24 protein-coding genes are annotated in these 24584 nt (G+C 57.8%); 22 read left to right on the top strand and 2 right to left on the bottom strand.

Features of this window, described 5'->3' with window-relative positions; all coding sequences use genetic code 11:
* Positions 1–14 precede the first annotated feature (14 nt).
* Positions 15–1118, bottom strand: coding sequence for a DNA polymerase III subunit beta (gene dnaN, locus ACZ9BE_RS24595; protein WP_016772390.1), 1104 nt, complete (start codon positions 1116–1118; stop codon positions 15–17).
* Positions 1119–1157: 39 nt separating this feature from the next.
* The gene (dnaA, locus tag ACZ9BE_RS24590) at positions 1158–2681 is read right to left on the bottom strand and encodes a chromosomal replication initiator protein DnaA (protein WP_024014947.1); all 1524 of its coding nucleotides are present in this window, start codon (positions 2679–2681) and stop codon (positions 1158–1160) included.
* Positions 2682–3247: 566 nt separating this feature from the next.
* On the opposite strand from dnaA, the gene rpmH reads away from it, so the two are divergent.
* The 22 genes from rpmH (at position 3248) to ACZ9BE_RS24480 (ending at position 24530) form a co-directional block, all read left to right on the top strand.
* The gene (gene rpmH / locus ACZ9BE_RS24585) at positions 3248–3382 is read left to right on the top strand and encodes a 50S ribosomal protein L34 (protein WP_003213577.1); all 135 of its coding nucleotides are present in this window, start codon (positions 3248–3250) and stop codon (positions 3380–3382) included.
* A 16-nt stretch (positions 3383–3398) separates the two neighbouring features.
* Positions 3399–3800 carry a ribonuclease P protein component gene (gene rnpA / locus ACZ9BE_RS24580; RefSeq protein ID WP_024014946.1) on the top strand — a complete coding sequence of 134 codons (402 nt, stop codon included), beginning with the start codon at positions 3399–3401 and terminating at the stop codon, positions 3798–3800.
* A complete protein-coding gene (gene yidD, locus ACZ9BE_RS24575; RefSeq protein WP_027901580.1) occupies positions 3793–4038 on the top strand; it encodes a membrane protein insertion efficiency factor YidD in 246 nt (81 codons plus the stop codon). The genes rnpA and yidD overlap by 8 nt, the downstream gene beginning before the upstream one ends.
* 2 nt (positions 4039–4040) lie before the next feature.
* Positions 4041–5720: a membrane protein insertase YidC gene (yidC, locus tag ACZ9BE_RS24570; protein WP_041476523.1), complete on the top strand. Its 1680-nt coding sequence runs from the start codon at positions 4041–4043 to the stop codon at positions 5718–5720.
* A gap of 81 nt (positions 5721–5801) precedes the next feature.
* Entirely contained in the window at positions 5802–7169 is a 1368-nt protein-coding gene (gene mnmE / locus ACZ9BE_RS24565; RefSeq protein ID WP_041476524.1) for a tRNA uridine-5-carboxymethylaminomethyl(34) synthesis GTPase MnmE, read from the top strand.
* 551 nt (positions 7170–7720) lie between these two features.
* A complete protein-coding gene (gene mnmG / locus ACZ9BE_RS24560; RefSeq protein WP_252868519.1) occupies positions 7721–9619 on the top strand; it encodes a tRNA uridine-5-carboxymethylaminomethyl(34) synthesis enzyme MnmG in 1899 nt (632 codons plus the stop codon).
* Positions 9616–10260 (top strand): 16S rRNA (guanine(527)-N(7))-methyltransferase RsmG, encoded by a 645-nt coding sequence (gene rsmG, locus ACZ9BE_RS24555; RefSeq protein WP_095182341.1) that lies wholly within the window; start codon positions 9616–9618, stop codon positions 10258–10260. The genes mnmG and rsmG overlap by 4 nt, the downstream gene beginning before the upstream one ends.
* 18 nt (positions 10261–10278) lie before the next feature.
* Positions 10279–11076, top strand: coding sequence for a ParA family protein (locus ACZ9BE_RS24550; RefSeq protein ID WP_016772400.1), 798 nt, complete (start codon positions 10279–10281; stop codon positions 11074–11076).
* Positions 11077–11085: 9 nt separating this feature from the next.
* Entirely contained in the window at positions 11086–11958 is an 873-nt protein-coding gene (locus tag ACZ9BE_RS24545) for a ParB/RepB/Spo0J family partition protein (protein WP_007960777.1), read from the top strand.
* Positions 11959–12106: 148 nt separating this feature from the next.
* Complete coding sequence (locus tag ACZ9BE_RS24540) at positions 12107–12514, top strand: F0F1 ATP synthase subunit I (protein WP_016772401.1); 408 nt, start codon at positions 12107–12109, stop codon at positions 12512–12514.
* A 16-nt stretch (positions 12515–12530) separates the two neighbouring features.
* A complete protein-coding gene (atpB, locus tag ACZ9BE_RS24535) occupies positions 12531–13400 on the top strand; it encodes a F0F1 ATP synthase subunit A (RefSeq protein ID WP_016772402.1) in 870 nt (289 codons plus the stop codon).
* A gap of 133 nt (positions 13401–13533) precedes the next feature.
* Positions 13534–13791 (top strand): F0F1 ATP synthase subunit C, encoded by a 258-nt coding sequence (gene atpE, locus ACZ9BE_RS24530; RefSeq protein ID WP_003097235.1) that lies wholly within the window; start codon positions 13534–13536, stop codon positions 13789–13791.
* Between the two features lie 58 nt (positions 13792–13849).
* Positions 13850–14320 (top strand): F0F1 ATP synthase subunit B, encoded by a 471-nt coding sequence (locus tag ACZ9BE_RS24525; RefSeq protein ID WP_016772403.1) that lies wholly within the window; start codon positions 13850–13852, stop codon positions 14318–14320.
* A 12-nt stretch (positions 14321–14332) separates the two neighbouring features.
* Entirely contained in the window at positions 14333–14869 is a 537-nt protein-coding gene (locus ACZ9BE_RS24520) for a F0F1 ATP synthase subunit delta (RefSeq protein WP_016772404.1), read from the top strand.
* A 21-nt stretch (positions 14870–14890) separates the two neighbouring features.
* A complete protein-coding gene (gene atpA / locus ACZ9BE_RS24515) occupies positions 14891–16435 on the top strand; it encodes a F0F1 ATP synthase subunit alpha (protein ID WP_016772405.1) in 1545 nt (514 codons plus the stop codon).
* 50 nt (positions 16436–16485) lie between these two features.
* Positions 16486–17346, top strand: a complete 861-nt coding sequence (gene atpG / locus ACZ9BE_RS24510) for a F0F1 ATP synthase subunit gamma (protein ID WP_007911960.1) — start codon at positions 16486–16488, stop codon at positions 17344–17346.
* Positions 17347–17373: 27 nt separating this feature from the next.
* A complete protein-coding gene (gene atpD / locus ACZ9BE_RS24505) occupies positions 17374–18753 on the top strand; it encodes a F0F1 ATP synthase subunit beta (protein ID WP_016772406.1) in 1380 nt (459 codons plus the stop codon).
* Positions 18754–18798: 45 nt separating this feature from the next.
* Entirely contained in the window at positions 18799–19224 is a 426-nt protein-coding gene (locus ACZ9BE_RS24500) for a F0F1 ATP synthase subunit epsilon (protein WP_016772407.1), read from the top strand.
* 116 nt (positions 19225–19340) lie between these two features.
* The gene (glmU, locus tag ACZ9BE_RS24495; protein WP_406227919.1) at positions 19341–20708 is read left to right on the top strand and encodes a bifunctional UDP-N-acetylglucosamine diphosphorylase/glucosamine-1-phosphate N-acetyltransferase GlmU; all 1368 of its coding nucleotides are present in this window, start codon (positions 19341–19343) and stop codon (positions 20706–20708) included.
* A 206-nt stretch (positions 20709–20914) separates the two neighbouring features.
* The gene (locus ACZ9BE_RS24490) at positions 20915–21691 is read left to right on the top strand and encodes a DeoR/GlpR family DNA-binding transcription regulator (RefSeq protein WP_016772409.1); all 777 of its coding nucleotides are present in this window, start codon (positions 20915–20917) and stop codon (positions 21689–21691) included.
* A gap of 2 nt (positions 21692–21693) precedes the next feature.
* Positions 21694–23526, top strand: a complete 1833-nt coding sequence (gene glmS, locus ACZ9BE_RS24485; RefSeq protein WP_476250029.1) for a glutamine--fructose-6-phosphate transaminase (isomerizing) — start codon at positions 21694–21696, stop codon at positions 23524–23526.
* Positions 23527–23603: 77 nt separating this feature from the next.
* On the top strand, positions 23604–24530 hold the full coding sequence (locus ACZ9BE_RS24480; protein ID WP_130888855.1) for a LysR family transcriptional regulator: 927 nt from the start codon (positions 23604–23606) through the stop codon (positions 24528–24530).
* Positions 24531–24584 lie beyond the last annotated feature (54 nt).

Below are 24584 nucleotides of genomic sequence, written 5' to 3'. Positions count from 1 at the left end.
TCAGGATAAGCTGATTACAGACGCATCGGCATGACAACGTAAGCCGAATCGTCATTGTCGGACTCTTGCACCAGCGCACTGCTGTTGGAGTCGGACAGGATCAGGCGAACCTGCTCGGTGGTCATCACGCCCAGCACGTCGAGCAGGTAGCTGACGTTGAAGCCGATCTCCAGCGAGCCGCCGTTGTATTCAACGCCCACTTCTTCTTCCGCTTCTTCCTGCTCCGGGTTGTTGGCCTGGATCTTCAACTGACCGCTGGCCAGTTGCAGACGGATACCGCGGTACTTCTCGTTGGACAGAATCGCGGTACGGCTGAACGCTTCACGCAACGCCTGACGATCGCCGAGTACCAGCTTATCACCACCTTTCGGCAGGACGCGCTCGTAATCCGGGAATTTACCGTCGACCAGTTTCGAGGTGAAAGTGAACTCGCCCGTGGTGGCGCGGATGTGGTGCTGGCCGAGGACGATGCTGACATTGCCATCCGGCTCGGTGAGCAGACGCGCCAGTTCGAGGATACCTTTGCGCGGCACGATCACCTGATGGCGATCCGGCTGACCGATATCGGCCTGCATCGAACACATTGCCAGACGGTGTCCGTCGGTGGCCACGGCGCGGATCACACCAGCGGAAACTTCCAGCAGCATGCCGTTGAGGTAGTAACGCACGTCCTGCTGGGCCATGGCGAAGCTGGTCCGTTCGATCAGACGACGCAGTTTGCTTTGCTCCAGGCTGCAGGTCAGCGAGCCCGGGCCTTCTTCGACGGTCGGGAAATCGTTGGCCGGCAGGGTCGACAGGGTGAAGCGGCTACGACCGGCCTTTACCACCAGCTTCTGCTCGTCGACCTTGATGTCGATCAGCGCATCGTTGGGCAGGCTTTTGCAGATATCCATCAGCTTGCGCGCCGGCACGGTGATGGAACCGGTTTCGGCCGGCTCTTCGAGTTGCACACGACCGACCAGCTCGACTTCCAGGTCGGTACCGGTCAGCGACAGTTGCTGGCCTTCGACGACCAACAGCACGTTGGACAGTACCGGCAAGGTCTGTCGGCGCTCGACGACGCCTGCGACCAGTTGCAGGGGTTTCAACAGGGCTTCGCGTTGAATGGTGAAATGCATGGTCTAGTCCCTTGCCTTAATAAGCTGCGCTGGTGTTCATCAAGTGGTCAGTGTACGCAGCAGGTTCTTGTAGTCCTCGCGGATGTCCGCGTCGGATTCCTTAAGTTCGTTGATCTTGCGGCAGGCGTGCAGCACGGTGGTGTGGTCGCGGCCGCCAAACACATCGCCGATTTCCGGCAGGCTGTGGTTGGTCAGTTCCTTGGACAACGCCATGGCCACCTGACGCGGACGAGCCACCGAGCGCGAACGGCGCTTGGACAGCAGGTCGGAAATCTTGATCTTGTAATACTCGGCGACGGTGCGCTGAATGTTATCCACAGAAACAAGTTTGTCCTGCAACGCCAGCAAGTCTTTGAGGGATTCGCGGATCAGCTCGATGGTGATGTCGCGGCCCATGAAGTGCGAGTGGGCGATTACGCGTTTCAGCGCACCTTCCAGCTCACGGACGTTGGAGCGAATGCGCTGGGCAATGAAGAATGCGGCATCGTGAGGCAACTCGACTTTGGCCTGATCGGCCTTCTTCATCAGGATCGCCACGCGGGTTTCCAGCTCAGGCGGCTCGACCGCAACGGTCAGGCCCCAGCCGAAGCGGGATTTGAGGCGTTCTTCAAGGCCTTCGATTTCTTTCGGGTAGCGGTCACTGGTGAGAATGACCTGCTGACCACCCTCAAGCAGCGCGTTGAAGGTGTGGAAAAACTCTTCCTGGGAACGCTCCTTGCGGGCGAAGAACTGAATATCGTCGATCAGCAAGGCATCCACCGAACGGTAGAAACGCTTGAATTCGTTGATGGCGTTCAGTTGCAACGCCTTGACCATGTCGGCCACGAAGCGCTCGGAATGCAGGTACACGACCTTGGCATTCGGATTCTTCTTTAATAGATGGTTGCCCACCGCGTGCATCAAGTGGGTTTTACCCAGGCCGACACCACCATAAAGGAACAGCGGGTTGTAACCGTGCTTGGGATTGTCCGCCACCTGCCAGGCCGCCGCACGGGCGAGCTGGTTGGATTTACCTTCAACGAAGTTTTCGAAGGTGAACGTGCGATTCAGGTAACTGGTGTGCTTGAGCGCACCTTCTACCTGCACGGTGCGCTGCTCCGCGCGAACCGGGGCCTGCTGCGAAGCGGCGCCGGCCATCGGGTCGAAGCTGTCGCGGGAAGGCTCTTCGCTGACTTCAGCGGCCTTCTGTGTGGAACGTTTGGCCGGAGCAGGGGCTGGCGTCGGTGCCGGATTGCTCGCTGGCACATTATTGGCCTGCGCCTGAGCAACTTGCGCGGCCGCCAGCGGCGCATTGGGTGCGGCACGAGGTGCCGAGCTGCGCTTGCTGCCTATTAACAAGGACAGCGCCGGTGTCGAGCCATTGCCGTGCTCATCCAGCAATTCAAGGACGCGGCCCAGGTACTTTTCGTTGACCCAGTCCAGCACGAATCGATTCGGTGCGTAGACGCGCAACTCGTCGCCTTCGGCTTCGACCTGTAGTGGACGGATCCAGGTGTTGAATTGTTGGGCAGGCAGCTCTTCGCGCAAAAGCTCCACGCACTGCTGCCAAAGTTCCACTGACACGGATATCCCCTAAGTTGAAAGCCGGTGAGGCAAAAACAAGCGGCCATTGTAGCGGCGAGCGGTTCACTTATCCACATGCAGGTAGGTCCATCTCCATCATTTATCAATGCGTTAAAGCATTAAAAGGCGACCAACGGCACATGAATAAGCCCTGTGGATAAACACCTCTGAGGGCACTGGACAACTGGGGGCTAAACCCGGTGGATAACCAGCCTGTGGATAACAAGCCCTTTCACACACAGCTTTTCCGATAGCGCAGCACAGGCTGAACACGGTTTTCCACTGTAGTTGTCATTCTCTGTACACCCCGAAGAATAAGGCCCCATGGCAGTTATCCACAGAAGATGGCGTGTCTAGCTTTTACAAGCTTTACAGAAAAGCTTTAAATAATTCCCTTCTTTATTTCTATATCTGGCTGACAGGCTTTCGAGCTCAAACCCTGCCCTGATCTATTTATAAGGAAACGCTGGTTGGAAATTGACCTGAAGGCTTGCTTTCTCTAGAATCCCCGGTCTCTTAAAACGGGGGCCATTCCGGCCCGTTGTGGACGAACCAGGTAACACGACATGAAACGTACTTTCCAACCAAGCACTATCAAACGCGCTCGTACCCACGGTTTCCGTGCTCGCATGGCTACCAAGAACGGCCGCGCAGTCCTGTCGCGTCGTCGCGCCAAAGGTCGTGCGCGTCTGGCAGTTTGATAATCCGGTACTGGAGGTGAGTCAGGACTTCAGTCGGGAAAAGCGTCTGCTTACCCCCCGGCATTTCAAGGCAGTCTTTGACTCCCCTACCGGCAAGGTTCCGGGGAAAAATCTCCTGCTCCTTGCACGCAACAACGATCTTGATCACCCCCGTCTCGGGCTGGTTATCGGGAAAAAGAGCGTAAAGCTCTCCGTTGAGCGCAATCGCCTCAAACGTCTGATGCGCGAATCGTTCCGTCTGCACCAGGATTCACTGGTCGGCTGGGACATCGTTATCGTCGCGCGCAAAGGTTTGGGTGATGTAGAAAACCCCGAATTGATTCAGCATTTCGGCAAACTCTGGAAGCGTCTGGCACGCAACAAGCCCGTTCCGGCAGTCAAAACCGAAACTGTAGGGGTAGACAGTACCGATGCGTAAACTGGCCCTCGTTCCGATCCAGTTTTATCGCTATGCCATTAGTCCTTTAATGGCCAGCCACTGTCGCTTCTACCCCAGTTGTTCCTGCTACGCGTATGAAGCCATTGAAAATCATGGCCTTCTGCGCGGTGGCTGGCTGACCTTTCGTCGTTTAGGTCGCTGTCATCCGTGGAATCCCGGTGGTTATGACCCGGTTCCACCTGTCCCTACCTCCCGTTCTTCTTCGATGGCCGAGTAATCATGGATATCAAACGCACGATCCTGATCGTCGCCCTGGCAATCGTGTCCTACGTCATGGTTCTTAAATGGAACCAGGATTATGGCCAGGCTGCCCTGCCGACTCAGAATGTTGCTTCCAGTACGACTACATCCGGTTTGCCGGACACCGCCACTGGCACAAATGCTGCCAGTGACGATATTCCGCGCGCCGCCAGCGATACCAGCGCACCTGCCGAAACGCCGGTCGCCGCCAGCAAGGATCTGATTCAGGTCAAGACCGATGTGCTCGATCTGGCGATCGATCCACAGGGTGGCGACGTTGCGCAACTGACTCTGCCTTTGTATCCACGTCGTCAGGATCGTCCTGACGTTCCGTTCCAGCTGTTCGATAACGGCGGCGAACGTGTATATCTGGCGCAAAGCGGTCTGATCGGTACCAACGGCCCGGATGCAAACCCGGCCGGTCGTCCGGTTTATTCCTCGGAGAAGAAGGTTTACCAACTGGCTGACGGTCAGGATCAACTCGTCGTTGACCTGAAATTCAGCAAGGACGGCGTCAACTACATCAAGCGTTTCACCATGAAACGTGGCCTGTACGACGTCGCTGTCTCCTACATTGTGGATAACCAGAGCGCTCAGCCCTGGAACGGCGCAATGTTTGCCCAGTTGAAGCGCGACGCCAGCGCTGATCCTTCGTCGACCACTGCTACTGGCACCGCGACTTACCTGGGCGCCGCCCTGTGGACAAGTTCCGAGCCGTACAAGAAAGTGTCGATGAAGGACATGGACAAGGCGCAGCTCAAGGAAACGGTCACCGGTGGTTGGGTAGCCTGGTTGCAGCACTACTTCGTGACCGCGTGGATTCCGGCCAAGGGCGAAAACAACATCGTCCAGACCCGTAAAGACAGCAAAGGCAACTACATCATTGGTTACACCGGTCCGACTCTGACCGCTGCTCCGGGTGCGAAAGTTGAAACCAGTGCTGTGCTGTACGCCGGTCCGAAGAGTCAGGCTGTACTGAAAGAGTTGTCCCCAGGTCTGGAACTGACCGTCGACTACGGCATTCTGTGGTTCATTGCCCAGCCGATCTTCTGGCTGCTGCAACATATCCACGCCATTGTCGGTAACTGGGGATGGTCGATCATCTTCCTGACCATGCTGATCAAAGGGATTTTCTTCCCGCTGTCGGCCGCCAGCTACAAATCGATGGCGCGCATGCGTGCCGTGGCTCCGAAACTGGCTGCGCTGAAAGAGCAACATGGCGATGACCGGCAGAAAATGTCGCAGGCCATGATGGAGCTGTACAAGAAAGAGAAGATCAATCCACTGGGCGGCTGCTTGCCGATCCTCGTGCAGATGCCGGTCTTCCTGTCGCTGTACTGGGTTCTGCTGGAAAGCGTGGAAATGCGCCAGGCGCCGTTCATGCTGTGGATCACTGACCTGTCGATCAAGGATCCGTTCTTCATTCTGCCGATCATCATGGGCGCAACCATGTTCATCCAGCAGCAGCTGAACCCGACGCCTCCGGATCCGATGCAGGCGAAGGTCATGAAAATGATGCCAATCATCTTCACCTTCTTCTTCCTGTGGTTCCCGGCGGGCCTGGTACTGTACTGGGTTGTGAACAACTGCCTGTCGATTGCACAACAGTGGTACATCACGCGTAAGATCGAAGCGGCGACGAAAAAAGCCGAGGCGTAACTTGCACTGTGGATAACACCACTCAAAGCGCCCCCTAGTGGGGCGTTTTGCTATCTGCCACTTTTGTCTGGATGCCGCTTTATGAGCACACCCCGTGAAACCATCGCCGCTGTCGCCACCGCTCAAGGGCGCGGCGGTGTGGGCATCGTCCGTATTTCCGGGCCGTTGGCCAGCGTTGCGGCAATAGCCATCAGCGGCCGAGAACTGAAACCACGTTACGCCCATTACGGGCCGTTTTTCAGTGACGACCAGCAGGTGCTGGACGAAGGTCTGGCTTTGTATTTTCCGGGTCCGAACTCGTTTACCGGCGAAGACGTCTTGGAATTGCAGGGCCATGGCGGCCCGATCGTTCTGGACATGTTGCTCAAGCGTTGTCTGGAACTGGGCTGCCGTCTGGCCCGTCCAGGTGAATTCAGCGAGCGCGCCTTCCTCAATGACAAACTCGATCTGGCCCAGGCCGAAGCAATTGCCGATTTGATCGAAGCCAGTTCTGCACAGGCTGCGCGCAATGCACTGCGTTCATTGCAGGGTGCGTTTTCCCAGCGTGTGCATAACTTGACCGAGCAGCTGATCGGTTTGCGTATCTACGTCGAAGCCGCCATCGACTTCCCGGAAGAGGAAATCGACTTTCTCGCCGACGGTCATGTATTGGGCATGCTCGATAAGGTACGCGATGAGTTATCCACAGTGCTGCGCGAAGCGGGGCAGGGCGCATTGTTGCGTGATGGTATGACAGTCGTCATCGCTGGGCGGCCGAATGCCGGTAAATCCAGCCTGTTGAATGCATTGGCCGGTCGCGAAGCCGCCATCGTCACCGAGATTGCCGGTACTACGCGGGATATCTTGCGCGAACATATCCACATCGACGGGATGCCGTTGCATGTGGTCGATACTGCAGGACTGCGTGACACCGATGATCATGTGGAAAAGATCGGTGTGGAACGGGCGTTGAAAGCCATCGGTGAAGCGGATCGGGTTTTGCTGGTGGTCGATGCGACCGCACCAGAAGCACTGGATCCTTTTGCCTTGTGGCCAGAATTCCTTGAGTCTCGACCGGATCCGGCGAAAGTCACCCTGATCCGGAACAAAGCCGATCTGACCGGTGAAGCGATTGCTCTGGAAACCAGTGACGACGGCCACGTGACCATCAGTCTCAGTGCCAAGTCTGCCGAAGGCCTCGATCTGCTGCGTGATCATCTAAAGGCGTGCATGGGTTACGAGCAGACCTCGGAAAGCAGCTTCAGCGCACGTCGCCGGCATCTGGAGGCACTGCGCCACGCCAGCGCGGCATTGGAACATGGCCGCGCGCAACTGACCCTGGCGGGCGCTGGGGAGTTGCTCGCTGAGGATTTGCGCCAGGCTCAACATTCCCTGGGTGAAATTACCGGGGCGTTCAGTTCTGATGATTTGCTCGGACGGATTTTCTCCAGCTTCTGCATTGGCAAATAACCCTCCTGCTATTCACAGACAGGTCCGTTCGCGACCTGTCTGCTTTCCTCTTTTCTAAAATCCTCCAAGAGTGCCGGGCAGATTTTTTCTCCCTGAGCGGTTTTCGGCTGCCCGGTACCTCTTCCTCCATCAAATTTCTGTGGATTAAGCCCTGTGAATAACTGCCACTGAGGGCAGTTGATAACAGGGCCTCAAAACTGGAGATAACCCACGCTGTGGATAACCACCCCTTTCATCCACAGGCTTACACCGGTTATCCAAGGGCCTCATTGCCACATGAGCACAGGGTTTTTAATCTCTGTACACATTGTAAAACATGGCCTGTAGAGATCTATCCACAGAAATGGTGCTCAGTAAGAATAAACATAAAAACAAAGGTTTTATAAATTTCTCTCTTTTTTATTCTTTTAACCTAGAGTTCTCCACAGCTGGTTAAATTTTGTGCAAAGGGTTCTTTAGAAAGGGCGAAGTCCCTATACTTGCCGACCAGGTCCAGAAACCTGGTTTCAATATTTCCTGAATGACCTACTTAAGCAGGCACGAGGTGCGTGGTGGATTTCCCTTCCCGTTTTGAAGTGATCGTCATCGGCGGCGGTCATGCCGGTACCGAGGCAGCACTGGCGTCAGCACGCATGGGGGCAAAAACCCTGTTGCTGACGCATAACGTGGAAACCCTCGGCGCCATGAGTTGCAACCCGGCCATCGGTGGCATCGGCAAAAGCCATCTGGTCAAGGAAATCGATGCCCTCGGCGGCGCGATGGCCATGGCTACCGACAAGGGCGGCATCCAGTTTCGTGTGTTGAACAGCCGCAAAGGCCCGGCAGTACGGGCGACCCGTGCGCAAGCCGACCGGATTCTCTACAAGGCCGCTGTCCGCGAAATCCTGGAAAACCAGCCGAACCTGTGGATATTTCAACAGGCTGCTGACGACCTGATCGTTGAGCAGGAGCGAGTCCGTGGTGTTGTCACACAGATGGGTCTGCGCTTCTTCGCCGATTCCGTGGTGTTGACCACTGGTACCTTCCTCGGTGGACTTATCCACATTGGTTTGCAGAATTTCTCTGGCGGTCGCGCGGGTGATCCACCGTCGATTGCTCTGGCCCACCGTCTGCGTGAGTTGCCATTGCGTGTCGGGCGCCTGAAAACCGGTACACCGCCGCGTATTGATGGCAAATCTGTGGATTTCTCGGTGATGACCGAGCAACCGGGTGACACTCCGATCCCGGTGATGTCGTTCATGGGCAGCAAGGAGCAGCATCCGCGCCAGGTCAGTTGCTGGATCACCCATACCAACGCGCGTACCCACGAAATCATCGCGGCGAATCTTGATCGTTCGCCGATGTATTCCGCTGCCGGTGAAATCGAAGGTGTCGGCCCGCGTTATTGCCCGTCGATCGAAGACAAGATTCATCGCTTTGCCGACAAGGAAAGCCATCAGGTGTTCATCGAACCGGAAGGTCTGACCACCCATGAGCTGTATCCGAACGGGATATCCACAAGCCTGCCGTTCGACGTGCAATTGCAGATCGTGCAGTCGATCCGCGGTATGGAAAACGCGCACATCGTGCGTCCGGGTTATGCGATCGAGTACGACTACTTCGATCCCCGCGATCTGAAGTACAGTCTGGAAACCAAAGTCATCGGCGGTCTGTTCTTCGCCGGGCAGATCAACGGCACCACCGGTTACGAAGAAGCCGGCGCTCAAGGTCTGCTCGCCGGCGCCAACGCTGCGCTGCGGGCCAAGGGCAAAGAAGCCTGGTGTCCGCGCCGCGATGAAGCGTACATCGGCGTTCTGGTCGACGACCTGATCACCCTCGGTACCCAAGAGCCGTACCGCATGTTCACCTCTCGCGCCGAGTACCGCCTGATTCTGCGCGAAGACAACGCCGACCTGCGCCTGACCGAAAAAGGTCGCGAACTCGGTCTGGTCGATGACGCGCGCTGGGCGGCCTTCTGCAAGAAACGCGAAAGCATCGAGCTTGAAGAGCAGCGCCTGAAAAGCACTTGGGTGCGGCCAAATACTCCGCAGGGCGATGCTATTGCTGACAAGTTCGGCACGCCGCTGACTCACGAGTACAACCTGCTCAACCTGTTGAGCCGTCCGGAAATCGATTACGCCGGTCTGGTCGAAGTGACCGGGCAGGGCGCCGAAGATCCACAGGTCGCCGAGCAGGTTGAGATCAAGACCAAATACGCCGGTTACATCGACCGCCAACAGGACGAAATCGCTCGTCTGCGTGCCAGCGAAGACACAAAATTGCCTGTGGATATCGATTACACCAACATCTCCGGTCTGTCCAAGGAGATCCAGAGCAAGCTCGGCGCCACACGTCCCGAAACGCTGGGCCAGGCTTCGCGGATCCCGGGCGTAACCCCGGCGGCGATTTCGCTGTTGATGATTCATTTGAAAAAACGCGGCGCGGGCCGTCAGTTGGAGCAAAGCGCTTGAGTGCCAAGGTCACTTCGCAACACGCCGAAGAGTTATCCACAGGAGCCCGCGAGCTCGGTGTCAATCTCACAGAAACCCAGCACAAATTGCTGCTGGGTTACCTGGCCCTGTTGATCAAATGGAACCAGGCCTACAACCTGACCGCTGTGCGCGATCCGGACGAAATGGTTTCGCGGCACTTGCTCGATAGTCTCAGCGTGATGTCGTTTATCGAAAACGGTCGCTGGCTCGATGTCGGCAGTGGTGGTGGCATGCCTGGTATTCCGCTGGCGATCCTGTATCCGGACTCGCAGGTGACCTGTCTGGACAGCAATGGCAAGAAAACCCGCTTTCTGACTCAGGTCAAACTCGAACTGAAGCTGGATAACCTGCAAGTTATCCACAGTCGCGTCGAAGCGTTCCAGCCTGCGCAACCATTCAACGGGATCATTTCCCGGGCCTTCAGCAGCATGGAAAACTTCACCAACTGGACTCGCCACTTGGGCGATGCCGATACACGCTGGCTGGCAATGAAGGGCGTTCATCCGGCCGATGAGCTGGTAGCATTGCCGGCAGATTTCAAACTCGATAGCGAACACGCCCTGGCCGTCCCCGGTTGCCAAGGCCAACGCCATCTGCTGATACTGCGCCGCACGGCATGATTGGGAACACAAGCAAGAATGGCTAAGGTATTCGCGATAGCGAACCAGAAGGGTGGTGTGGGCAAAACCACCACCTGCATCAACCTCGCAGCATCCCTGGTCGCGACCAAGCGCCGGGTGCTGTTGATCGATCTCGATCCACAGGGCAACGCCACCATGGGTAGCGGTGTGGATAAACATGGTCTGGAAAACTCGGTCTACGATCTGCTGATCGGTGAATGCGATCTGGGTCAGGCCATGCACTTCTCCGAGCACGGCGGTTATCAATTGCTGCCGGCCAACCGCGATCTGACCGCGGCCGAAGTGGTGCTGCTGGAAATGCAGATGAAGGAAAGCCGTCTGCGCAGCGCGCTGGCGCCGATCCGTGACAACTACGATTACATTTTGATCGACTGCCCACCGTCGCTGTCGATGCTCACACTCAACGCACTGGTCGCCGCTGACGGGGTGATTATCCCCATGCAGTGCGAATACTTTGCGCTGGAAGGTTTGAGCGACCTTGTGGATAACATCAAGCGCATCGCCGAGTTGCTCAACCCGAACCTGAAAGTCGAAGGCCTGCTGCGGACCATGTACGACCCGCGCCTGAGCCTGATGAACGATGTTTCGGCGCAGCTCAAGGAACACTTCGGCGATCAGCTGTACGACACGGTGATCCCGCGCAACATTCGCTTGGCCGAAGCACCGAGCTACGGCATGCCGGCGCTGGCTTACGACAAGCAATCGCGTGGTGCCCTGGCCTATCTGGCTCTGGCAGGCGAGATGGTTCGTCGTCAGCGCAAAAATTCACGCATTGCTGCTGCTCAGCCAACTTAAGGAATCCCCATGGCCGTCAAGAAACGAGGTCTCGGACGTGGACTGGATGCACTGCTGAGTGGTCCGACGGTCAGCGCGCTGGAAGAACAAGCCGCGCAGGCCGACACCCGCGAACTGCAACACCTGCCGCTGGACCTGCTGCAGCGTGGCAAATATCAGCCGCGCCGTGACATGGACCCGCAGGCCCTGGAAGAGCTGGCGCAGTCGATCAAGGCCCAAGGCGTGATGCAGCCGATCGTGGTGCGCCCGATTGGCGGCGGTCGGTTTGAGATCATTGCCGGTGAACGCCGCTGGCGCGCCAGTCAGCAGGCCGGGCAGGAAACCATCCCGGCGATGGTTCGCGATGTGCCGGATGAAACCGCCATTGCGATTGCGCTGATCGAGAACATCCAGCGTGAAGACCTCAACCCGATCGAAGAAGCCGTCGCCTTGCAGCGCTTGCAGCAGGAATTCCAGCTGACTCAGCAGCAGGTTGCCGAGGCTGTGGGTAAGTCGCGGGTGACTGTGGCTAACCTGTTGCGACTTATTGCACTGCCTGAAGTGATCAAGACAATGCTGTCGCACGGTGACCTGGAAATGGGTCACGCGCGTGCCTTGCTCGGTCTGCCGGACAATCAGCAGGTCGAAGGGGCGCGACATGTTGTCGCACGAGGGCTGACCGTGCGCCAAACCGAGGCACTGGTTCGCCAGTGGTTGAGTGGCAAACCGGAGCCTGTGGAAGCTGCCAAACCCGACCCGGACATCGCTCGCCTCGAGCAGCGTTTGGCCGAGCGCCTAGGCTCTGCGGTGCAGATTCGCCATGGCAAGAAGGGCAAGGGCCAATTGGTGATTGGTTATAACTCGCTCGACGAGCTTCAAGGTGTGCTCGCACACATCCGCTGAAACATTTCCTCATGTAGCGCGCAGTCGGAAATCACTACCTGACAGTTGAATAGGGGCAGAACCGCCCCTATACTCTGCGCGCATTTTGTCGGCACAAATTATGCCAAGTTATTGAATTTCGGCAGCCGACCATTGGAGAGCAACTGTGATGGAAACCCGCACGCCAAACCGCTTGCCTTTCCATCGCCTGGCGGTTTTTCCGGTGTTGATGGCTCAATTTGTCATTCTGCTCATTGCCGCTTTGGCGCTCTGGCAATGGCATGGAGTCGTTGCCGGATACTCGGGACTTTGCGGAGGCCTGATAGCCTTGCTGCCCAATGTTTATTTCGCTCACAGGGCATTTCGGTTTTCCGGCGCCCGAGCAGCCCAGTCCATCGTCCGGTCTTTTTATGCCGGCGAGGCAGGCAAACTTATTTTGACGGCAGTGCTGTTTGCACTGGTGTTCGCAGGTGTGAAGCCACTGGCGCCGATCGCAGTATTCGGCGTGTTCGTGCTGACGCAGTCGGTCAGCTGGTTCGCTCCCCTGCTGATGAGAACAAGACTTTCGAGACCTTAGGGCGTTTGAGGCAACCATGGCAGAGACAACCGCTTCGGGCTATATCCAGCACCACTTGCAGAACCTGACTTTCGGTCAGCTACCCAACGGCGGCTGGGGCTTTGCCCACACCGCAGCAGAAGCCAAGGAAATGGGCTTCTGGGCTTTCCACGTCGATACCCTCGGCTGGTCGGTCGCGCTGGGTCTGATCTTCGTTCTTCTTTTCCGCATGGCGGCAAAGAAAGCGACTTCGGGTCAGCCGGGTGCCTTGCAGAACTTCGTTGAAGTATTGGTCGAATTCGTCGATGGCAGCGTGAAAGACAGCTTCCATGGCCGTAGCCCGGTGATTGCACCGCTGGCACTGACCATCTTCGTCTGGGTGTTCCTGATGAACGCCGTCGACCTGGTACCGGTCGACTGGATTCCTCAGCTGGCCATCCTGATCTCCGGCGATGCCCACATCCCGTTCCGCGCCGTGTCGACTACCGACCCGAACGCGACTCTGGGCATGGCGTTCTCGGTGTTCGCACTGATCATTTTCTACAGCATCAAGGTCAAGGGCATCGGTGGCTTCATCGGCGAACTGACCCTGCACCCGTTCGGCAGCAAGAACATCTTCGTTCAGGCCCTGCTGATCCCGGTGAACTTCCTGCTGGAATTCGTCACCCTGATCGCCAAGCCGATCTCTCTGGCTCTGCGTCTGTTCGGCAACATGTATGCCGGCGAGCTGGTGTTCATTCTGATCGCTGTGATGTTCGGCAGCGGCCTGCTCTGGCTCAGCGGCCTGGGCGTTGTTCTGCAGTGGGCGTGGGCTGTATTCCACATCCTGATCATCACCCTGCAGGCGTTCATCTTCATGATGCTGACCATCGTCTACCTGTCGATGGCGCACGAAGAAAACCATTAAGACCAGTCTCGACTAGTCTGATGTTCCTCCCGGTCAAACGGGAGGGAGCTCCTTGCGGGGCAGCTGAAACGATTTGTTTTACCGCTTTAATCTAAAAAACCTAAACCATACGACGTAAAAGTCGGGAGGAAAGATGGAAACTGTAGTTGGTCTAACCGCTATCGCTGTTGCACTGTTGATCGGCCTGGGCGCACTGGGTACCGCAATTGGTTTCGGCCTGCTGGGCGGCAAGTTCCTGGAAGGCGCAGCGCGTCAGCCAGAAATGGTTCCAATGCTGCAAGTGAAAATGTTCATCGTTGCCGGTCTGCTCGACGCCGTAACCATGATCGGTGTTGGTATCGCTCTGTTCTTCACCTTTGCGAACCCGTTCGTTGGTCAGATCGCTGGCTGATTACTCGGATCTTCCGGGTAATTTGGTGTGATGGACAACGTAACTGCGAGGTGTTGGCGTGAACATTAATGCGACCCTGATTGGCCAGTCCGTTGCGTTCCTGATTTTTGTACTGTTCTGCATGAAGTATGTATGGCCTCCGGTCATCGCTGCTCTGCACGAACGTCAAAAGAAGATCGCTGATGGTCTGGACGCTGCCAGCCGTGCAGCTCGCGACCTGGAGTTGGCCCAAGAGAAAGCGGGTCAGCAACTGCGCGAAGCGAAAGCTCAGGCAGCTGAAATCATCGAGCAAGCCAAGAAACGCGGTAACCAGATCGTCGAAGAGGCTGTTGAAAAAGCCCGTATCGACGCTGACCGTGTGAAGGTTCAGGCTCAAGCCGAGATCGAACAGGAACTGAACAGCGTCAAAGACAAGCTGCGTGCCCAAGTGGGCTTGCTGGCTGTTGGCGGCGCCGAGAAGATCCTGGGTGCCACAATCGATCAAAACGCGCACGCAGAGCTGGTTAACCAACTGGCTGCTGAAATCTAAGCGAGGGCGATCATGGCAGAACTGACCACGTTGGCCCGACCTTACGCTAAGGCGGCCTTCGAGCACGCTCAGGCCCACCAGCAACTGGCCAATTGGTCAGCCATGCTCGGCCTGGCAGCAGCGGTGTCGCAAGACGACACCCTGCAGCGCGTGCTCAAGGCCCCGCGACTGACGAGCGCAGAAAAGGCCGCCACGTTCATTGACGTGTGCGGCGACAAGTTTGATGAAAAGGCACGCAATTTCATCAACGTCGTTGCCGAGAACGACCGTCTCCTGCTTCTGCCGGAGATCGCCGCTCTGTTCGACCTGTACAAGGCCGAACAAGAGAAATCGGTAGACGTTGAAGTAACCAGTGCATTTGCATTGAACCAAGAACAGCAAGACAAACTCGCCAAGGTTCTCAGTGCACGACTCAACCGGGAAGTGCGCCTGCAAGTTGCGGAGGACGCTGCCTTGATTGGTGGTGTCGTGATCCGCGCCGGCGACCTGGTTATCGATGGCTCGATTCGCGGCAAAATCGCGAAACTTGCCGAAGCATTGAAATCTTGAGTTTGAAGGGGCAGCAGAGCAATGCAGCAACTCAATCCTTCCGAAATAAGTGAAATTATCAAGGGCCGCATCGACAAGCTCGATGTGACCTCCCAAGCCCGTAACGAAGGCACTGTCGTCAGCGTATCTGACGGCATCGTGCGGATTCACGGTCTGGCCGACGTCATGTACGGCGAGATGATCGAGTTTCCGGGCGGCGTCTACGGTATGGCCCTCAACCTGGAGCAGGACTCCGTAGGTGCCGTGGTATTGGGCTCCTACCAGTCGCTGGCTGAAGGCATGAGCGCCAAGTGCACCGGCCGCATCCTCGAAGTTCCTGTTGGTAAGGAATTGCTGGGCCGCGTAGTCGATGCTCTGGGTAACCCTGTTGACGGCAAAGGTCCACTGGGCAACACCGAGACCGACGCGGTCGAGAAAGTTGCTCCAGGCGTGATCTGGCGTAAGTCGGTAGACCAGCCTGTACAGACTGGCTACAAGGCTGTCGATGCCATGATCCCTGTCGGCCGTGGCCAGCGTGAGCTGATCATCGGTGACCGTCAGATCGGTAAAACCGCTCTGGCGATCGACGCGATCATCAACCAGAAAGACAGCGGCATTTTCTGCGTCTACGTAGCCATCGGTCAGAAGCAATCGACCATCGCCAACGTGGTTCGCAAGCTGGAAGAAAACGGCGCCCTGGCCAACACGATCATCGTGGCTGCCAGTGCTTCGGAATCTCCTGCGCTGCAATTCCTGGCACCGTACTCCGGTTGCACCATGGGTGAATTCTTCCGCGACCGCGGCGAAGACGCGCTGATCGTTTATGACGATCTGTCCAAGCAGGCAGTGGCTTACCGCCAGATTTCCCTGCTGCTGCGCCGTCCACCAGGCCGTGAAGCTTACCCAGGCGACGTGTTCTATCTCCACTCCCGTCTGCTGGAGCGCGCATCCCGCGTTTCGGAAGAATACGTAGAGAAGTTCACCAACGGCGCAGTGACCGGCAAAACCGGTTCCCTGACCGCACTGCCGATCATCGAAACCCAGGCTGGCGACGTTTCCGCGTTCGTTCCGACCAACGTGATTTCCATCACCGACGGTCAGATCTTCCTGGAATCGGCCATGTTCAACTCGGGCATCCGCCCTGCAGTGAACGCCGGTGTTTCGGTATCCCGTGTGGGTGGTGCCGCTCAGACCAAGATCATCAAGAAGCTCTCCGGTGGTATCCGTACCGCTCTGGCTCAGTACCGTGAACTGGCGGCATTCGCCCAGTTCGCTTCTGACCTGGACGAAGCGACCCGCAAGCAACTTGAGCATGGTCAGCGCGTTACCGAGCTGATGAAGCAGAAGCAATACGCACCAATGTCGATCGCTGACATGGCGCTGTCGCTGTATGCCGCTGAGCGTGGGTTCCTGACTGACATTGAAATCGCCAAGGTCGGCAGCTTCGAACAAGCGCTGATTGCTTTCTTCAACCGCGATCACGCCGATTTGATGGCCAAGATCAACGTTAAAGGTGACTTCAATGACGAAATCGACGCTGGCATGAAAGCCGGTATCGAGAAGTTCAAGGCCACCCAAACCTGGTAAGCCGCAGCGGGAGCCGCGAGGCTCCCGCTTGCTAACCTGATAGGTGTTACATGGCAGGCGCAAAAGAGATTCGCAGTAAGATTGCGAGCATCAAAAGCACGCAAAAGATTACCAGCGCCATGGAAAAAGTGGCGGTCAGCAAAATGCGCAAGGCACAAATGCGCATGGCTGCTAGCCGTCCTTATGCGGAGCGTATCCGCCAGGTAATTGGGCATCTGGCCAACGCCAACCCGGAATACCGCCACCCGTTCATGATCGACCGCGAAATCAAGCGCGTCGGTTATGTCGTCGTGAGCAGTGACCGTGGTCTGTGCGGCGGCTTGAACACCAACCTGTTCAAGGCCCTGGTCAAGGACATGGCGGTAAACCGCGAAAACGGCGTCGAGATTGATCTGTGTGTAGTCGGTAGCAAGGGTGCGGCCTTTTTCCGCAACTTCGGCGGTAACGTCGTTGCAGCTATCAGCCACCTGGGTGAAGAGCCGTCGATCAATGATCTGATCGGCAGCGTCAAGGTGATGCTGGATGCCTACCTGGACGGCCGTATCGACCGCCTGTCCGTGGTGTCCAACAAGTTCATCAACACCATGACACAACAGCCTACCGTGGAGCAGTTGATTCCACTGGTGGCAACCCCGGATCAGGATCTCAAGCACCACTGGGACTATCTCTACGAACCGGACGCCAAAGAGCTGCTTGACGGCTTGATGGTCCGTTACGTCGAGTCGCAGGTCTACCAGGCGGTGGTCGAGAACAACGCGGCTGAACAGGCTGCGCGGATGATCGCGATGAAGAACGCTACCGACAACGCCGGTGATTTGATCAGCGATTTGCAGCTGATCTACAACAAGGCGCGTCAGGCTGCGATCACCCAAGAGATCTCGGAAATCGTCGGCGGCGCTGCCGCGGTTTAACGGTTCAAATATTCAGAGGATCCAGCTATGAGTAGCGGACGTATCGTTCAAATCATCGGCGCCGTTATCGACGTGGAATTTCCACGCGACAGCGTACCGAGCATCTACAACGCGCTGACTGTACAAAGCGCGGCCGCAACCACTCTGGAAGTTCAGCAGCAGCTGGGCGACGGCGTGGTGCGTACCATTGCGATGGGTTCCACCGAGGGCTTGAAGCGCGGTCTGGAAGTCACCGACTCTGGCGCAGCCATCTCCGTACCGGTCGGTAAAGCGACCCTGGGCCGGATCATGGACGTCCTCGGTAACCCGATCGACGAAGCTGGCCCGATCGACACCGAAGAGCGCTGGGGCATTCACCGCGCAGCACCTTCGTTCGCCGAGCAAGCAGGCGGCAACGACCTGCTGGAAACCGGCATCAAGGTTATCGACCTGGTCTGCCCGTTCGCCAAGGGCGGTAAAGTCGGTCTGTTCGGTGGTGCCGGTGTAGGCAAAACCGTAAACATGATGGAACTGATCCGTAACATCGCCATCGAGCACAGCGGTTATTCCGTGTTCGCCGGTGTGGGTGAGCGTACTCGTGAGGGTAACGACTTCTACCACGAGATGAAGGACTCCAACGTTCTGGACAAAGTGGCACTGGTTTACGGTCAGATGAACGAGCCGCCGGGAAACCGTCTGCGCGTAGCACTGACCGGCCTGACCATGGCCGAGAAGTTCCGTGACGAAGGTAACGACGTTCTGCTGTTCGTCGACAACATCTATCGTTACACCCTGGCCGGTACTGAAGTATCCGCACTGCTGGGCCGTATGCCTTCGGCAGTAGGTTACCAGCCGACCCTGGCTGAAGAGATGGGCGTTCTGCAAGAACGTATCACTTCGACCAAGGAAGGTTCGATCACCTCGATCCAGGCGGTATACGTACCTGCGGACGACTTGACCGACCCGTCGCCAGCGACCACCTTCGCCCACCTGGACGCCACCGTCGTTCTGTCCCGTGACATCGCTTCCCTGGGTATCTACCCAGCGGTAGATCCACTGGATTCGACTTCGCGCCAGCTGGACCCGAACGTGATCGGTCAGGACCACTACGACACCGCTCGCGGCGTTCAGTATGTTCTGCAGCGTTACAAAGAGCTGAAAGACATCATCGCGATCCTGGGTATGGACGAGCTGTCGGAAGCCGACAAACAGTTGGTTAACCGTGCTCGTAAGATCCAGCGCTTCTTGTCGCAGCCGTTCTTCGTGGCTGAAGTCTTCACCGGTGCTTCGGGTAAATACGTTTCCCTGAAAGACACCATTGCTGGCTTCAAAGGCATCCTCAACGGTGACTACGACCACCTGCCAGAACAAGCGTTCTACATGGTTGGCGGCATCGAAGAAGCGATCGAGAAAGCCAAGAAACTGTAATCCCGGCGCCCGGCAACGGGCGCTAATTTAGGTTGAGGCAATCAGATGGCTATGACAGTCCATTGCGATATCGTCAGCGCGGAAGGGGAAATCTTTTCCGGCCTGGTCGAGATGGTGATTGCGCACGGTGCACTGGGTGATCTTGGTATCGCTCTGGGTCACGCGCCGCTGATCACTAATCTCAAGCCGGGTCCGATCCGCCTGATCAAGCAAGGCGGGGAAGCCGAGGTGTTCTACATCTCCGGTGGTTTCCTCGAGGTTCAGCCGAACATGGTCAAGGTACTTGCCGATACCGTGCAACGTGCCGCCGACCTGGATGAAGCTCAGGCTCAGGCAGCTCTCAAGGCTGCCGAGAATGCCCTGAACGAAAAAGGCGCGGACTTCGATTACGGCGCCGCTGCCACTCGTCTGGCCGAGGCTGCAGCCCAGCTGCGCACCGTCCAGCAGATCCGCAAGAAGTTTGGCGGTTAATCCGTCATCCGCTTGTTGTGCGATTGATAAAAAAGGGTAGCCTCGGCTACCCTTTTTTCTTTTCCGAATTTCAAACCCGGTCGCAGTTGCTGACCACCCAGGATTGGTAGCCAGTCATGTCTCTCGAAATCGTTATCCTCGCGGCCGGTCAAGGCACGCGCATGCGCTCGGCGCTGCCCAAGGTGCTGCACCCGATTGCCGGCAATTCCATGCTCGGCCATGTTATCCACAGCGCTCGGCAACTTGATCCACAACGCATTCACGTGGTGATCGGTCACGGTGCCGATGTGGTGCGTGAGCGGCTGGCAGCTGATGACCTGAATTTCGTGTTGCAGGACAAGCAACTGGGCACTGGCCATGCCACCGCCCAGGCGGTGCCGTTCATTGATGCCGACACCGTGCTGATTCTTTACGGTGATGTGCCGCTGATCGAAGTCGAAACCCTGCAACGTCTGCTCAAGCATGTCGTGCCGGGCCAGATGGGTTTGCTCACTGTCGAGCTGGATGACCCGACCGGTTACGGCCGCATCGTGCGTGATGCTGACGGCAAGGTCGCGGCAATCGTCGAGCACAAAGACGCCAGCGAAGCGCAACGTGCGATCACCGAAGGCAACACCGGCATCCTCGCTGTGCCGGCCAATCGCCTGGCGGACTGGATGAGTCGCCTGTCGAACAACAACGCGCAGGGCGAGTACTACCTCACCGACGTGATCGAAATGGCGGTCAGCGATGGTTTGGTCGTCGCCACCGAACAACCGCACGACCCGATGGAAGTGCAGGGCGCCAACGATCGCAAGCAGCTTTCTGAACTGGAGCGTCATTATCAGTTGCGCGCCGGCCGCCGCCTGATGGCTGAGGGCGTGACCCTGCGTGACCCGGCCCGCTTCGACGTACGCGGCGAAGTCAGCGTCGGTCGCGATGTGCTGATCGACATCAACGTGATCCTCGAAGGCAAGGTCATCATTGAAGACGACGTACAGATCGGCCCGAACTGCGTGATCAAGGACAGCACCCTGCGCAAAGGCGTGGTAATCAAGGCCAACAGTCATATAGAAGGCGCCATTCTCGGTGAAGGCAGTGACGCCGGTCCCTTCGCGCGTTTGCGCCCGGGCACTGTGCTCGAAGCGCACGCCCATGTGGGTAACTTCGTTGAGCTGAAAAATGCACACATGGGCGAAGGTGCCAAGGCTGGCCACCTGACCTATCTGGGCGATGCCGAAATCGGCGCACGAACCAACATCGGCGCCGGCACCATCACTTGCAACTACGATGGCGCGAACAAGTGGAAAACCGTGCTGGGTGCTGATGTGTTCATCGGCTCCAACAACTCGCTGGTCGCCCCTGTGGATATCTCCAACGGTGCAACCACTGCGGCCGGATCGACCATCACGCAAAATGTGGATAACGCTCAGTTGGCGGTAGGTCGAGCCCGCCAGAAGAACATCGACGGCTGGAAGCGGCCGGAAAAAATCAAAAAATCCTGATTTATCCACAACTCCTGTGGGAGCGAGCCTGCTCGCGAATGCGGTCTCTCAGTCACGTCTTGAGTGGCTAAGACTCGCCTTTCGCGAGCGGGCTCGCTCCCACAGTCATTTCAATCTTTCTGAATTTTTCTCTTCGTGTCTTGACGGCAACCTTTCGATAGAGTTTCATTGCTTGCGTTATCTTTCGAATCGAAACTTAAGCTGCCATGTCCAAGCGCAATACTCCTCAACGTCGCCATAACATCCTCGCCTTGCTCAATGAGCAGGGCGAAGTCAGTGTCGACGAGCTGGCCAAGCGTTTCGAAACTTCGGAAGTTACGATTCGCAAGGATCTCGCCGCGCTGGAAACCCATGGTCTATTGCTGCGTCGTTACGGCGGTGCGATCACCATGCCGCAAGAGCTGGTCGCAGAAACGGCGCAGAGTATTTCCAAATACAAACAGGCGATCGCTCGCGCGGCGGTAAAACGCATCCGCGAGCACGCGCGCATCATCATCGACAGCGGCAGCACCACCGCCGCGATGATTCCCGAGCTGGGCCAGCAACCGGGTCTGGTGGTGATGACCAACTCGCTGCATGTTGCCAACGCCTTGAGCGAACTGGAACACGAGCCGGTGCTGCTGATGACCGGTGGCACCTGGGATCCGCACTCGGAATCCTTTCAGGGCCAGGTCGCCGAGCAGGTACTACGCTCTTACGACTTCGACCAACTGTTCATCGGCGCCGACGGTATCGATCTGGTTCGCGGCACCACAACCTTTAACGAGTTGCTCGGCCTCAGCCGGGTGATGGCCGACGTTGCGCGAGAAGTGATCGTCATGGTCGAGGCCGACAAGATCGGTCGCAAGATTCCCAACCTGGAGCTGCCCTGGAGCAGCATCCATACCCTCATTACCGATGATCGCCTGTCTGTCGAGGCACGCGATCAGCTTCAGGCCCGCGGGATCACTTTGATCTGTGCGGCTGTCAGTCAGGAGAAATAACCATGTGTGGCATTGTCGGCGCTGTAGCTGAACGTAATATCACCGCCATCCTTCTCGAAGGCCTGAAGCGCCTCGAATACCGCGGCTATGACAGCGCCGGTGTGGCGGTTTATACCAATGACCAGACCCTGGAACGCATGCGCCGTCCGGGCAAGGTCAGTGAGCTGGAAACCGCCCTGACCGAACAGCCGCTGTCCGGTCGTCTCGGTATCGCCCACACTCGTTGGGCGACCCATGGCGCGCCGTGTGAGCGTAACGCTCACCCGCATTTTTCCGGTGACATCGCGGTGGTGCACAACGGCATCATCGAGAACCACGAAGCCCTGCGCGAACAACTCAAAGCCTTGGGTTACTCGTTCAACTCGGACACCGACACTGAAGTCATCGCGCACCTGCTGACCCACAAGCTCAAGGAACAACCGGACCTGACTGCAGCGCTCAAGGCAACCGTCAAGGAACTGCACGGGGCCTACGGTCTGGCGGTGATCAATGCGAGCCAACCGGATCGTCTGGTCGCCGCGCGCAGTGGCAGTCCATTGGTGATCGGCTTGGGTCTGGGCGAGAACTTCCTCGCTTCCGACCAACTCGCTCTGCGTCAGGTCACTGACCGCTTCATGTACCTGGAAGAAGGCGATATCGCTGAAATCCGTCGCGACAGCGTGCAGATCTGGGACGTGAACGGCAACGCTGTCGAGCGCCAGACCGTGCAGTACACCGACGGTGCCGAAGCCGCCGACAAGGGCGAGTTCCGCCACTACATGCTCAAGGAAATCCACGAGCAACCGACCGTGGTTCAGCGCACTCTCGAAGGTCGCCTGGGCAACAATCAAGTGCTGGTTGAGGCCTTCGGTCTACAAGCTGCCGAGCTGTTCGCCAAAGTGCGCAATGTGCAGATCGTCGCCTGCGGCACCAGCTATCACGCCGGCATGGTCGCGCGTTACTGGCTCGAAGAACTGGCCGGTATTCCGTGCCAGGTGGAAGTCGCCAGCGAATTCCGTTATCGCAAAGTGGTGGTGCAGCCGGACACGCTGTTCGTGACCATCTCGCAGTCCGGCGAAACCGCTGACACCCTGGCGGCCCTGCGCAATGCCAAGGAGCTGGGCTTCCTCGCCAGCCTGGCGATCTGCAACGTCGGCATCAGCTCACTGGTGCGTGAATCCGACCTGACCCTGTTGACCCAGGCAGGTCGCGAAATCGGTGTGGCCTCGACCAAAGCCTTCACCACGCAACTGGTTGGCCTGTTGCTGCTGACTCTATCGCTGGGTCAGGTGCGCGGCACTCTGGCTAATGGCGTCGAAGCCACACTCGTCGAAGAACTGCGTCGCCTGCCGACCCGTCTCGGCGAAGCGCTGGCGATGGACAGCACCGTGGAAAAAATCGCCGAGCTGTTCGCCGAGAAAAACCACACCCTGTTCCTCGGCCGTGGTGCGCAATTCCCGGTCGCGATGGAAGGTGCCTTGAAGCTCAAGGAAATCTCCTACATCCATGCCGAAGCCTACCCGGCCGGCGAGCTCAAACACGGGCCGCTGGCACTTGTGGATAACGACATGCCAGTGGTGACCGTCGCGCCGAACAACGAACTGCTGGAGAAGCTCAAATCCAACCTGCAGGAAGTCCGCGCTCGCGGCGGCGAGTTGATCGTGTTCGCGGATGAGAAGGCTGCGATGACCAACGGCGAAGGTACCCACGTGGTGCAAATGCCGCACATCCACGACATTCTCTCGCCGATCCTTTATACGATCCCGCTGCAACTGCTGTCTTACTACGTGGCCGTGCTCAAGGGCACCGACGTTGATCAGCCGCGCAACCTGGCGAAATCGGTCACCGTGGAATAAGTTATCCACCGTTGATCTAAGCTCTCCCACAATCGCAGCCTCGGCTGCGATTGTCGTATCCGCCGCCGAGGAATCCCATGGACCGCTTTCAGGAAATGCAGATCTTCGTTGTCGTCGCCCAGGAGCAAGGCTTTTCGGCGGCGTCGCGGCGTTTGGGTCTGTCGGCGGCGAGTGTCACCCGGGCGGTGGCGGCGCTGGAGCAGCATATCGGTACGCAGTTGCTGGTGCGTACCACGCGCACTGTGCATCTGACTGAAGCCGGGCAACGTTACTGCGATGACTGCCGGCGGATTCTTGCCGAGGTGCAGGAGGCCGAGGATTCGGCGGCAGGCAGCCATGCCTTGCCGCGCGGGCAGTTGACGATTACTGCGCCGGTGCTGTTTGGCGATCTGTTCGTGACGCCAGTGATGGCCGATTACCTTTGTCGTTATCCGGATGTGTCGATCAACGCGCTGTTGCTGGACCGGGTCGTCAACATGGTCGAGGAGGGCATTGATGTCGCGGTGCGCATCGGTGAGCTGCCGGACAGCAATCAGCATGCGATTCGCGTCGGGGAAGTGCGGCGGGTGATCTGCGCTTCACCGGGGTTTCTGGCTGCGCACGGCCGCCCTGAGCACCCGCAGGCCCTGGCCGCGCTGCCGGTGGTGGCGACGTCGGCGATCGGGCAGCAACGCAACTGGCCGTTTCTCGACGGCGGTGAAGCACTCAGTGTGCGCACCGAACCGCGCCTGACTGTCACGGCCAATCAGTCGGCGATCACCGCCGCGCGAAAAGGCCTGGGCCTGACGCGAGTGCTGTCCTATCAAGTGGCGGACAAGGTCGCAGCGGGCGAGCTGGAAATCGTCCTCGCCGAGTTTGAATTGCCGCCGTTGCCGATTCATGTGGTGTATCAGGGCGGGCGCAAGGCACCGGCGCGGATCCGCAGTTTTGTCGACTTCGCCGTGAAGGCGCTGCGCGAGCATCCGGCCTTGAGCGCAGCGGCGTTATTGCACGAGATGAAATAATCGATTGCAGCGGCTGGTTATTCTGTTGTTCCGGCAACCCATAGATGATGACTC

The sequence above is a fragment of the Pseudomonas sp. TE9122 genome, assembly GCF_056278925.1.
Note: the sequence above shows the minus strand (reverse complement) of the source record. Positions and strands in the feature narration are given on the sequence as shown.